At 69.3% G+C, this 14,295-nt stretch carries 9 protein-coding genes; 7 read left to right on the top strand and 2 right to left on the bottom strand.

The window, feature by feature from the left end; genetic code table 11:
* The 4 genes from LuPra_RS07935 to LuPra_RS07920 all read left to right on the top strand — a co-directional run bounded on the left by LuPra_RS07935 (nucleotide 1) and on the right by LuPra_RS07920 (nucleotide 10,004).
* Entirely contained in the window at nucleotides 1-2,409 is a 2,409-nt protein-coding gene (locus LuPra_RS07935; protein ID WP_201792182.1) for a putative baseplate assembly protein, read from the top strand.
* Nucleotides 2,406-5,369 (top strand): putative baseplate assembly protein, encoded by a 2,964-nt coding sequence (locus LuPra_RS07930; RefSeq protein ID WP_110170251.1) that lies wholly within the window; start codon nucleotides 2,406-2,408, stop codon nucleotides 5,367-5,369. The genes LuPra_RS07935 and LuPra_RS07930 overlap by 4 nt, the downstream gene beginning before the upstream one ends.
* Nucleotides 5,366-7,417: a phage tail protein gene (locus LuPra_RS07925; protein WP_110170250.1), complete on the top strand. Its 2,052-nt coding sequence runs from the start codon at nucleotides 5,366-5,368 to the stop codon at nucleotides 7,415-7,417. Before LuPra_RS07930 ends, LuPra_RS07925 begins: the two co-directional genes overlap by 4 nt.
* Nucleotides 7,418-7,616: 199 nt before the next feature.
* Nucleotides 7,617-10,004, top strand: a complete 2,388-nt coding sequence (locus LuPra_RS07920) for a DUF6519 domain-containing protein (protein WP_110170249.1) — start codon at nucleotides 7,617-7,619, stop codon at nucleotides 10,002-10,004.
* 66 nt (nucleotides 10,005-10,070) lie between these two features.
* On the opposite strand, the gene LuPra_RS07915 is transcribed toward LuPra_RS07920, so the two are convergent.
* Together LuPra_RS07915 and LuPra_RS34305 are read right to left on the bottom strand one after the other, a co-directional pair.
* Nucleotides 10,071-10,901 (bottom strand): PD40 domain-containing protein, encoded by an 831-nt coding sequence (locus LuPra_RS07915; protein WP_162271326.1) that lies wholly within the window; start codon nucleotides 10,899-10,901, stop codon nucleotides 10,071-10,073.
* Nucleotides 10,858-11,925 (bottom strand): serine/threonine-protein kinase, encoded by a 1,068-nt coding sequence (locus tag LuPra_RS34305; RefSeq protein WP_110170247.1) that lies wholly within the window; start codon nucleotides 11,923-11,925, stop codon nucleotides 10,858-10,860. Before LuPra_RS34305 ends, LuPra_RS07915 begins: the two co-directional genes overlap by 44 nt.
* A 240-nt stretch (nucleotides 11,926-12,165) precedes the next feature.
* Here LuPra_RS34305 and LuPra_RS07905 point away from each other — a divergent pair, with 240 nt between their 5' ends.
* From LuPra_RS07905 to LuPra_RS31680, 3 genes are all read left to right on the top strand, one after another.
* On the top strand, nucleotides 12,166-13,383 hold the full coding sequence (locus LuPra_RS07905; protein ID WP_110174580.1) for an alpha-hydroxy acid oxidase: 1,218 nt from the start codon (nucleotides 12,166-12,168) through the stop codon (nucleotides 13,381-13,383).
* 204 nt (nucleotides 13,384-13,587) lie between these two features.
* A complete protein-coding gene (locus LuPra_RS07900; protein WP_110170246.1) occupies nucleotides 13,588-13,929 on the top strand; it encodes an RNA recognition motif domain-containing protein in 342 nt (113 codons plus the stop codon).
* A gap of 67 nt (nucleotides 13,930-13,996) precedes the next feature.
* Nucleotides 13,997-14,206: an MJ0042-type zinc finger domain-containing protein gene (locus LuPra_RS31680; RefSeq protein ID WP_157898882.1), complete on the top strand. Its 210-nt coding sequence runs from the start codon at nucleotides 13,997-13,999 to the stop codon at nucleotides 14,204-14,206.
* The last annotated feature ends 89 nt before the right edge of the window (nucleotides 14,207-14,295 follow it).

Here is a 14,295-nt window from a genome sequence, read left to right as displayed (position 1 = left end):
ATGCCGCACGAACGCTTCGCCTGTGGCACATCCCGCCGGCGCATGCTCGTGCGTGAGGCGCGAGACGACGCCGACAAGCCGTTCCTGAACGGCATCGATTTCCTGGAGATCGATGCGGCGGACCAGCGCGTGCTGCACGTGCACTTCGTGCATCCCCTGCCTGGCCAGCGCGGGGGCGTTCCGGCCGGCGACCCGCTCGCGGCCTCGAACTTCGCCGTCGAGGGCGGCGTGCGGATCAGCGGCATCACGATCCAGGCCGTCGTCGCGACCACAGGGCCGGTCGTGACGCTGCGTGTCGATCGCGCCGGCGACTTCTCGCCGTATGCGCTGCGACTGATCGCCTCGCTGCTCGACGACGTGCCGCCGCCAGGATTCGATCCCGTCCTGTCGCACGTGACGTTCTCGTTCAAGGTGCACTGCGCCGCCGACACCGACTGCGTCACACGTGTCGAGTGTCCGCCCGAGCAGGGTTCTGCGCCGCACCTGGACTACCTCGCGAAGGACTATGCGAGCTTCCGGCGACTGCTGCTCGATCGCCTCGCCACCACCCTGCCCGACTGGCGCGATCGCAGTCCTGCAGACATGGGCATCGCGCTCGTGGAGCTGCTTGCGTACACCGGCGACCAGCTCAGTTACTACCAGGACGCGGTCGCCACCGAAGCGTATCTCGGCACCGCACGCCGCCGGACGTCGGTGCGCCGGCACGGACGGCTCGTCGACTACCACCTGCACGACGGCGCCAATGCACGCGCGTGGCTGGTCTTCGGGACCGACGTCGACCGCGGCACCAGCGCCGCTCCTGCGCTGCCCGTGGGCACCCGCGTGACCGACGAGCCAAGGACCGGCGAGGCCGCAGGTGACGTGTCGTTCGAGACCCTGCACGAGGTGACGGCACTGACGGTGTCGCGTAACGCGATCCGCTTCCACACGTGGGGCGAGGAGCGCTGCACGCTGCGCGCGGGCACCACGACGGCCACGCTCGCCGGAAGCACCGCCTCTCTCGGACTGTCGCGCGGTGACGTGCTGGTGTTGGAAGAGGTGCGCGGGCCCATCACTGGCCGCCCCGAGGACGCGGATCCGGCGCGACGGCACGTGGTCCGGCTGATTGCCGCCCCCCGCGACCTCGAGGATCCCGCGCTGCGCACCCCGGTGCTGGAGGTCCGCTGGCACGAGCGGGACGCACTGCCGTTCCCGCTGTGCCTGGCCGAATTCGACGATGGCGCGGGCGGGACCGTGGCGTCGACGATCGCGCGAGCCAACGTGGCGCTGGCCGACCATGGCCTGACGATCCTCGACGACGACGCGGCCGGTGGACTGGTGCCAGCGCGGGTGCCGGCCGACGGACGCTACCGGCCGGCGCTCGACTCGCCGGCGCTCACGCAGGCGGCGGCCTTCGACGCGCTGGCCGCGCGCGAGCGCCCGGCCGCTGAGGCCACCAACATCGATCCGCGCGAGACGCGTCCCGTAGTCACGTTGCGTGGCGAGGGCGAGACGTGGTTGCCACGCCGCGATCTCCTGACCAGCTCACGCTTTGCACCCGAGTTCGTCGTCGAGACCGAGGACGGCGGGCCGGCCCGGCTGCGGTTCGGCGACGGCGTCCTCGGCCGTCGTCCGGCGGCCGGCACCACGTTCCGTGTACGTCATCGCGAGGGCAACGGCGTGGCGGGCAACGTCGGCGCCGAGGCGCTGTGCGCGCTGGTGCCGCGCGTGCCAGGCGTGACCGTGCGTAACCCGATCGCTGCGCGCGGCGGCGTCGAGCCCGAGCCGGTGCGCCAGGCCCGTCTCCACGCGCCGCAGGCCTTCCGGACGCAGGAACGCGCGGTCACCGAGGCCGACTACGCCGAGGCGGCGCAGCGGCATCCCGACGTGCAGCGCGCCGCCGCCACCCGCCGCTGGACGGGCAGCTGGCACACGATGTTCGTCACCATCGATCGACGCGGCGGACGCCCCGTCGACACGCCCTTCGAGATCGAGATACGCGCCTTCCTCGAGCGCTTCCGCATGGCGGGCGGCGATCTCGAAATCGACGCGCCGCGGTTCGTGCCGCTCGACATCGCGCTGCGGCTCTGCGTGAACCAGCAGGCCCATCGCGGCGCCGTGCAGCAGGCCCTCGACGCCGCGTTTGGCGCGGGCACGCGCGCCGACGGCACCGTCGGCTTCTTCCACCCGGATCGCTACACGTTCGGCCAGCCGGTGGTGCTCAGCCAGCTGATCGCCACGGCGCTCGACGTGCCTGGTGTCGGCTCCGTTCTCGATGTCGTGCGCTTCCAGCGGCAGGGCGAGTCCTCGCGCGGGGAGATCGACCGCGGCTTCATCGGCATGCACCGGCTCGAGATCGCGCGCCTCGACAACGATCCGAGCGTGCGCGAGCGCGGCCGGCTGACATTCCTGCTGGAGGGCGGGCGATGAGCGAGCCCAACACAGCCACCTGCGGCGGATGCTCGCCACTGCCCCCCAATCCACCCGTCGGGAATCCACCCGGGCTGACGGCCATCGCCTATCGCAGCGGCACGCATGCGACAGTGCTGCGGAGGCTGCTCGCGCGGCTGCCGATCGCCAGTGTCGAACCGGCACCCGGCGACGTCCGTCATCCGCTGGCAGCCCTCACCGCCCGCACGCCCGACGATCCAGCCATCGCCCTGCTCGATGCGTGGGCATGCGTGGCCGACGTCCTCACGTTCTACCAGGAGCGCATCGCGAACGAGGGCTTCCTCCGGACCGCGATGGAGCGGCGTTCGATTCTCGAGCTCGCACGGCTGATCGGGTACGAGCTGAATCCGGGTGTCGCCGCGAGCGTTCACCTGGCCTACTCGGTCGACACCTCGCCGGGCGCACCCGTGGAAGTCAGCGTCGCCGCCGGATCGCGCGTGCAGAGCGTGCCCGGCCAGAACGAGCTGCCACAGACCTTCGAGACGAATGCGGACCTGCTGGCACGCGCCGACTGGAACGTGCTGCGGCCGCGACTGCTGCACCCACAGACGCTTGCCATCAATGGCGGCAAGCTGTACCTGCTCGCGATCGGCGTCGGCGCGGGTGAAGGCGCGGCGACACTCGATGTGGCGGAGACGCATCCGCTGGATCTCGACACGCCGCTGCCCTCGACCGGCACCGTGGCTGGTGTCGAGATCGAGACCCTGTACGTCGACGGCACCACCACGAACCTGAAGGCCGGCGATGTCGTGCTCCTGGTCGGCCGGCACGACGAGGACTCACCGCCGCAGACGCTCACGCGCACGATCCGCCGCGTGCAGGAGGAGGACGCGCAGGGCCGCACGCGCGTCGACTTCGATGCGGCCGTTCCTCCGCGACCCACGCTGGTGCCGATCATCAGGAGGCGAGCGATCGCGTCGATCCGCCGCACCGTGCTCGATGCACGGTCGGTCACCCGTGCCGTCGTCAACCAGTCATGGAGCGACCGCGACCTCACCGCGTGGATGAGCGTGCAGGGCTGGGATCCGCGCGCCGCGCTCGACTACATCTACACGACGGTCAACAATCCACGCCCGAAGACGCGGCTCGGTCCTGGCGAGCCAGGTGCGTTCGCCATGCGGACGCGCGCGGGCATCTTCGGCCACAACGCACCGGCGTTCAGGAGCCTGACGGCCGCGGCACAGTCCGGGTTCGTCGACTGGGACGCGGGCGGCGGCCTGCCGGTGTGGCAGGACTCACGCCGGGACTCGAACGGTGCCGTTGTCGGGTACTACCGCGAGGCGGACTTCCTTCTCGATCGTGTCGTCCCCGGAATTACGGGAGACGGATGGGTGGTCCTCGAGCGCCCGCCACGGCAGTACACCCCGTTCCGCGTCGCGACCGCCGGCGAAACGTCGCTGGCCGGTTTCGGGCTTGCCGGCAAGGCCACCGGCCTCGAACTCGCCAGGACGGACTCGGGCGAGGGCCTGGCCAACAACGACACCGACAAGAGCCCGGCATTCACCACGCGGACCACGACGGCGCACGTCCTGAGCGACCAGCTGGCGCTGGCGCAGTTGCCGATCGACGCGCCGCTTGGCCACGGCACCACCGAAGCGACACAGCTGACACTCGATCGGATGGTGTTGCGCCTGCGCGAGGGACAGCCGATCGTCGTCACGGGTGAACGGGAGGACCTGCCTGGCGTAACCGTGAGCGAGGTCGTGACACTCGAGCAGGTGGAGCACGCGGGAGGCTTCACGACACTGTACTTCTCCTCGCCAGGACTCGCGTTCACCTACGTCCGCCAGACGGTCACACTGAATGCCAACGTCGTCCTCGCGACACACGGTGAGCGCGTCGCGGAAGTGCTCGGCAGTGGCAATGCGGCGCAGCCGGGCCAGCATTTCTACTTGCGGAAGTCACCGCTGACGTATACGAGCACGGCCAGCGCCTCTGGCGCCGCGAATTCGCTCGAGGTGCGGGTGAACCGCGTACGGTGGGCCGGGAAGGCGCACCTGCTCGACGAGGAATCCGACAGCGAGAGCTACCAGGTACGGATCGCGGACGACGGCCGGGCCGAGGTCACGTTCGGCGACGGCACGCGCGGCGCCCGCTTGCCCACCGGTGTGGAAAACGTGGAGGCGACCTACCGCACGGGCATCGGCGCGGCCGGCATGGTCGGGCGTGACCGGCTCACGCTGCTGCTGACGCGGCCGCTCGGCGTTCGCGGCGTCACCAATCCGGTCGGCGCCTCGGGGGCGGCCGATCCCGAGACCCGCGACGCCGCTCGGGAGAACGCACCGCAGACGGTTCGCGCCATGGGTCGCATCGTGTCGGCACCCGACGCCGAACACTTCGCCAACGCCTTTGCCGGCATCGGCAAGGCACGGGCTCGCACGCTCTGGCACGCCGGCACGCAGTGGATCCACCTCACTGTGGCCGCGGACGCACCGGCACCTGGCCCTGCTTCGTCAGGTGCACTCCCGGATCACCGCGTCGGGGCCTCGTCAGCGTTGGGTCGAAACCTCGTCGAGGCGATTGCGCGCAGCCGGGACCCCGGCCTGCGCATCCGCGTCGACACGTACCAGCCGGTGTTCTTCAACGTCAGCGCCAACGTGCTCATCGATGACCGGCATGAGTGGAGCGACGTGGACGCCGCCATCCGGGCCGTCCTGCAGGCGCGTTTCTCGTTCGCTACCCGCCGGTTCGTCGACGTCGTCGACCTCGGGCACATCGTCCGCGTGGTGCAACAGGTGCCGGGCGTGGTGATGGTGGACGTCGACACGCTGCATCGATTCGACCAGCCTCCAGGCCTTCCGGCGCGTGGTCGCCTGGTGGCCGACGACGTGATCTGGCCCGACGGTGATGCCGCCCCGACTGCCCTTGCGCAACTGCTGCTGATCAATCCGCTTGGCATCGCACTCACCCGCGTGCCAGCCGAGACGATGACGTCATGAGCGACCGCCTGTTCGATTTGCTGCCGTCGATCTACCGCGTCCGGGACGATGCGCAGGGGTCGCCGCTGCGCGCGCTGCTGTCGGTGCTCGACACGGAAGTCGCGCGCGTCGAGGACGACATCGCGGGCCTGTACGACAACTGGTTCATCGAGACGTGCGACGAGTGGGTCGTGCCCTACATCGGCGACCTGCTCGGCGTGACGCCACTGGTCCCCGTCGGCGACGGCGTGTCGACGCAGCGGGGCTACGTCGCGAACACACTCGCTTACCGGCGGCGCAAGGGCACCGCAGCGGTGCTGGAAGCGCTCGCGCGCGACTTGACCGGATGGCCCGCGGCGGTCGTCGAGTACTTCGAGCGCCTGTCGACGACGCAGCACGTCAACCATCCGCGACTGGGTGCGCATGCGACGACGGCGGTCCGCCAGGCGAGCGCGCTGCAGGAACGGTCGACTGCCTTCGACCGCACCACGCGCATGGCCGACGTCCGGCACATCGACAGCGGCCGCGGGCGTCACAACAGCCCGAACGTCGGCGTGTTCCTGTTCCGCCTCCAGCCGCAACGCCTGACGCATGCGACCGCGCGGCGGATCGACGCGCGCCGCTACGTGTGCCATCCGCTTGGTCTCGACGTGCCGCTCGTGAACGTACCGTCGGCGGAGGACGCCGTCTCGGCCCTTGCCGGACCACGACACGTGCCTCGGACGATCGGCCGGCGCGCGCTGCACGACGACCTGCGCTGGTATTACGGCACTCCCGACGAGGTCCGGAGCCTTCGAGTCAGCGTCGGCGGTGTCGTGCAACCCGGGTCGTTCATCGACGTGTGCGACTTGTCGGACACCGCGGCGGGCGCCTGGGCGCATGCAGGCAGGCCCGGCCGCATCGCGATCGATCCGACGCTGGGGCGCGTGGCGTTCGGCAACGAGCCGTCGGGCGAGGTCACGACGTGCCATGCCCACGGCACGGCCGGCGATCTGGGCGGCGGCCCCTACGATCGCCGCGCGGCGATCGCTCCCTGGCTGGCTGATGGCGTGACCTGGCAGATGGGCGTGATGCGCGAACCGCCGCCCGGGGACGCACGGATCACGGCGTCCCTCGCCGACGCTGTCGCGGCCTGGAACGAGCAGCCGGCAGGCACGCACGGTGTGATCGTGATGATGGACAGTCGGACGCATGCAACGAATCTGGAGACCGAGGCCGCTCGCATCCGGATTCCGGCGCGGAGCCGGCTCGTCATCGCGTCGGCGGATTGGCCGGAGGAAGAGACTGGCGACGTGCTCACGCCGCTCGCGCGCGTGACCGGCCGGCTCGTCCCCGCCGGGCTGCGTGCGCACGTGCGCGGACGCATCGAGGTGAAGGGCATGGCGGCCGCCACCAGCCCGGATCCCGGCGCCCTCGTACTGCACGGGCTGCTGCTCGAGGGCGCTCTTGCAGTGACCGCCGGGCACCTCGGCGCGCTGCACATCGAGCATTGCACGTTCGCACCGCGCGCGCTGTCGCTGGCGATCGACGCCAATCCGCGCCTGCAGATCAGCGTGTCGCGGAGCATTACCGGTGACCTGCCGATCGGGCTGTCCTCGGCAAGCCTCCACGTCGCCGACAGCATCGTGGACGGCGCGATCGCCGCCGATGCCCTCGACGTCGCCCGCAGCACCGTTGTCGGCGCTGCGCGATCCAGGACGATCGAGGCCGCCGACAGCATCTTCGTCGGCGAAGTGATCGTCGAGCGGCGGCAGGTCGGCTGCGTGCGGTTCTGCGCCTTGCCCTTCGCGTCCAGCACGCCGCGACGCTACCGCTGTCATCCGGCAACGGCCGCGCGCAACGCGGAGCCGCCCGTCTTCTCATCGCTGCGCTACGGCGATCCGGGCTACGGGATGCTCGCGCCGACGTGTCCCGAACGCATTGCGCGTGGGGCCGAGGACCAGGGCGAGATGGGCGCCTGGCACTTCCTGCAGGCGCCGCAGCGACTGCGCAATTTGCAGATCGCGGTCGACGAGTACCTGCGGTTCGGACTCGAGGCGGGCGTGATCGTCGCGTCGCCACAGTCATGATTGCCGTGGTAGCCGTCGCGTTTGCTGTTGTAGCCGTCGACCTTCAGGTCGACGGGGGTGCTGTCGTAACCGTCGAGCTATGGGTGTAGCCGTCGAGCTTCCACCTTCGCCAAGGCTACGGTGGACAAATTGCTCGACGGTCATCGTTGCGCGTCGGTCGGCGACCGGCACCGGAGTTCCGGAGTTTTCGAGGTGAAGCATGAAGGGTGATTTCAGTCGCTCGACCCACCGCCCCACCAACCGATACAGCGGTGTGCGCCTTCAACAGGGACGCGTGCTGCTCGACGCCGAGTGGAACGAGCAGGCCGATCTCGCGCTACAGCGCGAGCGGGCATCGGCGGTCGACGCCATCGGCCGCACCGGTGCACCCAAGCATTCGCCCGACGAGTTCCGGCACTTCCAGGTCGCACTCGCTGACGAAGGTCGGGATCTGCTGATCGCGCCAGGGCAGATCTACGTGGACGGCCTGCGGTGCGAGAACCATCGCGAAGGTGGCATGCGACTGTCGAAGCAGCCAGATCTGCCTGGCGTGCCCTTGCCCGTCGATGATGGCTTGTTCGCGGTGTACCTCGATGTGTGGGAGCGACACGTCACGGCGGTCGATCAGTCGCCAGATGGATTTCCGGCCCTGCGCGAGGTCGCGCTGGGTGGTCCCGACACTGCCACGCGGGTGCAGGTGGTATGGCAGGCACGGCTGGTCGAGGTCGAGGAGAAGGGATGCGGCGCGTTTGTCGCGCCGGAGGCGCCGACCGGACGGCTGCGTGCGCGCGCCGTCCCCGGCGAGGACGCGACCAACGACTGCCTCGCGCCGCAGGGTGGCGGCTACCGGCGGCTCGAGAACCAGCTGTATCGCGTGGAGATCCACGACACGGTCGAGAACAGGGTCCGCTTCAAGTGGTCGCGCGACAACGGCAGCATCGTCTCGCGCGTGCTTGCCGTCGACGCGGTGGCGAAGACGATCCGTGTCGAGGATCCCGGCCGGGACGATGTGCTGGGATTCGCGTCGGCGCGCTTCGTGGAACTGACCGATGAAGCACGAGAGCTGCGCAACGAGCCGGGTCTGCTGCTCGAGGTACAGACGGTGCTCGGCGACGAGGTGACGGTCCTCATTCCGGCCAACACGAACCTGGCTGTGGGCAGCCAACCAACGCTGCGGCGATGGGACGGCGTGGACACGGTCGTATCCGGCCAGCCCATCGATCTCGAGGACGGTGTGCAGGTCGAGTTCGACAGGGGCACCTTCACGCCGGGCGACTACTGGCAGATCCCGGCGCGGACGCTGACAGGCAAGGTCGAGTGGCCGCTCGACCCCAGGAACCCATCGCAGCCGATCTTCGAACGCCGGCACGGCACGGACCATCACTACTGCGCGCTCGCCGCGGTACGTTTCGGCGGTGGCGTCTTCAGCAACCTCGCCGACTGCCGGCCCCTGTTCCCGCCCCTCACCGCGATCGCGGCATCGGATGTGTCCTACGACCCGTCGGCCTGCAGCAACCTGGCGACGGTGCGCACGGTGCAGCAGGCGATCGACATCCTGTGCCGCGCGAGCGGCGGCAGCGAGCCCGGCATCCACATCGAGAAGGTCGCGCTCATGAACGGCCGCGTCCTCGACAACGACGTCGTGATTGCCCCGGCCGAACTTGCGAAGGGGATTACCATCACGTGCGACAAGCCGGTGTTCCAGGACAGCGTGCGCAACACGCGCGGAATGCCCAACCCGGTCTGTCGCGTGACCATCGACCTGCCGTGGCCGACGACGAGCATCGAGGCCGAGCAGTGGCAGATGGCGAGCCTCGGGTCCATCGGCTTCACGACGATCACGGTGGCGGGGCAGGTCAATGCCGATGGTCCCCTCATCGTGTGGTCGCCGCAAGCACAAGGCGATGTCATCGTCGACATCGCGTCGTGGCTGTCCAGCAACCTGCTGGAGGCATTGGCGCAGCGCACGCACGGACAGATCAAGCGCCTGCTCGCGCGCCTGTCGCTGAACGGCAATTTCATCTGGGGACCGCGCGGGCCGGATTTGTATCTCGACGGCGAGGCCTTCGGTGTGCCGGCACGCGGACACACGGCCCTCCGCCTGCCCAGCGGCAACAACCGGAGCGGTGGCAATTTCGAGATGTGGTTCTGGCTCGGTCCCGAGGAGGCACCACAGCCGCGCGTCGGACTCATCCCGAGCCGCACCAGCCGGTTCTTCTCGTCGAACCTCGGGCGAGAGGCCATCGCGTTCGGCATCCAGCGCGAGCACCGATCGGTCGTCGAGGCACTGCCACCCAACTACGCCGTCGACGCCGCACAAGCATTCGATCCGACGAGGGCGGCGGCGCTGGCCGGCCGTACCGGCGTTCGCACCCTGACGGCCCTGAGCAGCACGCGCTTCGAGAAGCTCGGCACCGTACTCAACGACATGCTGTCTACGCACCTGCGGCTCGAGATCCGAACCACGCCCCTCGAGGACAACATCCTGCTGCGGCAGGTCCGTACGTCGATGGCTGCCGGCAACCCGCCGGACTTCGTGGTCGGTGACGAGGCGCTGATGGCCAAACTCAACGAACTGCAGTACCCCGGCGCCCTGCTCGCAATCTAGAGGCTGGAGGCTGGAGGCTGGAGGCTGGAGGCTGGAGGCTAGAGGCCGTAGGCGGCAGGCCATCTACTACGGATGCGGGGTCGGCTGGACAAGCGCCGTCCAGTTGACGATGACGTTGATCGACGCCGGCACTCGTGAAGGCAGGCGTGAGTTGACGATGAATCGCTTGCCGTCGGCAGTCATGTCGAATGGCGATCCCGGGCCGGGAACCGCGTCGATCTTGAACAGGGCGCTCGGCGCGCCAGCCGCGAAGGTTGCGCCCGCACCGGTCACGGCCACGCTCATCAGCGTCTGATCCGGCGCGACGTAGACGATCTCGTTCCGGTTCCGCCAGCGCGGGAACGAGCCGCCTCGCGTCGAGACCTGCACCTTCCCGCCGCCGGGCTCGAGCGACATCACGTACACCTCGGAGGCGCCCGACTCGTCCGACGCGAACACGATCGACCGTGCATCCGGCGCGAATGACGCGTAGTTCTCATTGGCGGGTGTCTGTAGCAGCGGTCGTGGCGTGCGCTCGCCGGACAGTGGCACGACCCAGATGTCGTTGGTCGTCTCGCCCCCTGAACGGCGAGACAAGAGGCGCGCGCCGTCGAACGACACGTCTCGTGGATCCTTGCTCGTGCCTTCCGCGACGAGCGCCTCGTCGGCGCCGCTGAAGTCCGCCGCCCGCCGATAGAGATCGAGGCCACGCGATGTGTAGATGACCTGCCGCCCATCAGGCGTCCAGACCGCCGAGCGCTCATGACTGGGATCCATGGTCAGGCGTTGCCGCACACCGCGGACGAGATCGACCAGGTAGATGTCCCGGGAACCCGTCGCTGGATCGCCCAGGCTGACGGCGAGCCTTCGTTCGTCACGCGAGAGCTCGACGTTCGAATAGTCCCCGTCGTCGCTCACGCTCGAGAGCACGCGGCCGCCGCGGTCCATCCACGTCAGCCGGGATCGCGGTGCCGCGGCGTCCTGAATAGGCGACCACGCGATCGGAGGCGGAGTACCCCGCGCCCTGGTTCGCCGTGACATCCAGCCCTTCGGCGAGGACGGCGGGCGTCCCGACGACGGCGCGACGGGCCAGGTCGAACCCCTGCGCCATCAGCCGATCGCCACGCACGTACAGGAGGTGTCCGGCGACAACGATTGGGGTGATGGCGTTGTCGACGAGCACGGAGGGCCCGCTTCCGTCAATCGCGCCAAGCTCGACCCGCGAAGGCACGCCCGCCTGCACGTGTACGAACACGAAATGCTGGCCATCGGGGAGCCAGTGGCCGCTGATGAAGCTCTCGCCCGCTTTCGACGGCTCGAGCAGCGGGGTCGTGGAGGCGTCCTCGGCGCCCGCAGCGCCGATGGCCCATCTCCCGGGCGTGCCGGTGGGCGTGAGCATCCGGCCATTGGCGGCGTACTCGGCGTACTGAGCCGGAACGTCCGTGGATCGTTCAGTGGCAACGTCGAGCCGTTTCGCCTGCTGTCCCGCCGTGAAGGAGAGCTGCGTCCCGTCGGGCGTCCACTGCGGTGCGTGCACGTTCTCGGGCTTCAGGTCGCGATGGACGATGCCGCGCTCGTGCGCGGCGGCGAGCCCGCGCGCGATCTGCACGGCGTACTCGACAGCCTTGCGAACGGGAAGCGCCCCCGCCTCCAGCCGGCCGCGCAGCGTCGTGCCTTCGAGCAACTCCATCACCAGCGCGCGGTCCTCGAAGCCGTACACCTGCGCGATGTTGGGATGGTTGAGCGCCGCCAGGATCTTGGCTTCGCGCTCGAAGCGGGCGCGGCGGTCAGCGTCGTCGGCAAACGCCTCCGGGAGGATCTTGATCGCCACCGTGCGCCCGAGCCGGGTATCGGTCGCGCGATAGACCTCGCCCATGCCCCCGGCGCCGATGGCGGTCGTGATCTCGTACTGGCCGACCCGTGTACCCGAAGAGAGCGTCACCGACAATGTCTGCTGACCCTGCAGGAGCGAGTCCGATTATGGATCAGGTGGCGCGGGCGCCATGGACCCTTGTCCGTCCGACCCGCGGGCACCGGTTGGATTTGGCACCCCGGCCGGAGTGGGGCTACCCTACCGCATCTCTTCAGCAGTGCCGCGCAGAGCTGAACCCGCGTCGAGGTCTCATCATTCGTCGCCGTGGATCGGGCACGACGACGCGTGGACGAGCGACAGGAGCGCACCATGGACATCGAGTCCGGGACGAATCGGCGCGAGTTCTTGAAATTCCTGGCGGCCAGCCCCCTGCTGGGCGCACTGGGACAGGTGCCGCGGAGTGACGACGTCATCGCTTCGACCCGCGACGCGCTCAACGTCTTCGACTTCGAGCCCGTCGCTCGCCAGAAACTGCCGCCCGCGCACTACGGGTACCTGGCAACGGGCGTGGACGACGACGCGACGCTGCGCGCCAATCGGGCGGGATTCTCCCGCTATCAGATGCGATCCCGCCGGTTGATCGACGTGTCCCGCATCGACACATCGATCAGCCTGCTGGGTGCTACCTGGAACACCCCCATCGTCCTCGCGCCTGTCTCGAGCCAGCGCGCGTTTCATCCGGAAGGGGAACTCGCGGTCGCGCGCGCCGCCCGCTCGAAGCGGCACCTCCTGATGCTGTCGACCTTGACCACCACGCCGATCGAGGACGTGAACGCCGCGCGCGGCGAACCCGTGTGGTTTCAGCTCTATCCCACCACGGAGTGGAACGTGACGCGCTCGATGGTGAAGCGGGCCGAGTCGGCCGGCTGTCCGGTGCTGGTCTTCACTGTCGATCAGATCATCGGCACCAATCGCGAGACCCTGCGGCGATTCGAACGCCAGGACACACGGGACTGCCGCGTCTGTCACGATCGCACCAGCCTGAAGACCAGGAGCACGCGGCGGCCGATGTTCGACGGTCTCGAGCTGGCGGGAGTCGACTGGCAGCCGCCGGTGACCTGGGAGTATGTGAAGCGCCTACGAGATGCGACCTCGATGCGCCTCGTGATCAAGGGCATCGTCACGCGCGAGGATGCGGAGCTCGCCGTGGCCCACGGTGCCGATGCGATTGTCTGTTCGAATCACGGCGGGCGCGCCGAGGAGACGGGACGATCGACGATCGAGAGCCTTCCGGAGGTGCTGCAGGGCGCAGCGGGGCGCGTTCCCGTCCTCGTCGACAGCGGCTTCCGGCGCGGCACGGACATCTTCACGGCCCTCGCCCTTGGTGCCACGGCCATCTGCGTGGGGCGACCCTATGTCTGGGGCCTGGCGGCATTCGGCCAGGAAGGCGTCGACACCGTCCTCGACATCCTCACGCGGGAACTCCAGCTGGCCATGCGATACGCGGGAACGGTCGCGATCCCCAACATCACGCGCGGACACGTCGTCGAGAGGGTCGGAGGACACGAAGCCTCGGCCAGGGATTGACCGCCACTCGTCCTCTGCGAGCAGGGCTGCGTGGGCGGTGTATACTGAAGCTCCCCAGGAAGTTCGCCCCTACGTTTCCGCCGCCCGGGTAGTAGTTGGTTTTCACGGCTCCTCCTGCGTGACGATGACGCCGAGCACGAGCTCAGGCCGATTTTCCGTTGACGCCCGCGATGGGCAGGTCCTTCACGGGCCGCAGGAGAGTACATGAGCAGCAAGTTGTACGTTGGCAACCTTCCGTTCGAGACCAACGAGGCCGATCTCGAGTCGCACTTCGCCCAGGCCGGTGCGGTGGCCTCGGTGAGCCTGATGCGCGATCGGGAGACCGGGCGCGCGCGTGGCTTCGCCTTTGTCGAAATGGCCAGCAGCGCCGAAGCACAGACCGCAATCACGCAGCTCCACGAGCAGGCATTCGGCGGCCGTCTCCTGACGGTCAACGAGGCGCGCCCCCAGACGCCGCGTCCGAGCGGCGGCGGCGGGTATGGCGGCGGCGGCGGGTACGGCGGCGGCGGCGGCCAGGGCCGTTCGCGACGTGAGCCGCGTTGGTAAGCCGTCGCTTCATCGTCTTGGTCGCGCCCTGCAGCCAGGCTGCCTTGCTGTCGCAGGGAGCGGCGCGATGACCTTCCGACGGCCGCAGTCGTACGGAAGAGGAGACGCGCCCCAGGACGTGGCGCTGCCGGTGGCGTGCCCCTCGTGCAAGTCACCGGCGATCGTCGCCGCCGCGAAGGTGCCGAGCGCCATCGGTTACTGGCGCTGCACCGTGTGTGGCGACATCTGGAGCCCGGCCCGCACCGCCGCGCCCGTGACACACGGCTGGCGTGCCTGATCGCCCAGGCACTCCCGGCTGAGCTCGGCCGCCTCTGACCGACAGTCCGATGCTGCGTTGAGCGTCCCCGGCGGGACGCCGACATGCAG

Source organism: Luteitalea pratensis (assembly GCF_001618865.1).
Lineage (GTDB): Bacteria > Acidobacteriota > Vicinamibacteria > Vicinamibacterales > Vicinamibacteraceae > Luteitalea > Luteitalea pratensis.
The sequence above is the reverse complement of the archived record's forward strand: the minus strand, read 5'-3'. Positions and strand labels throughout refer to the sequence as shown.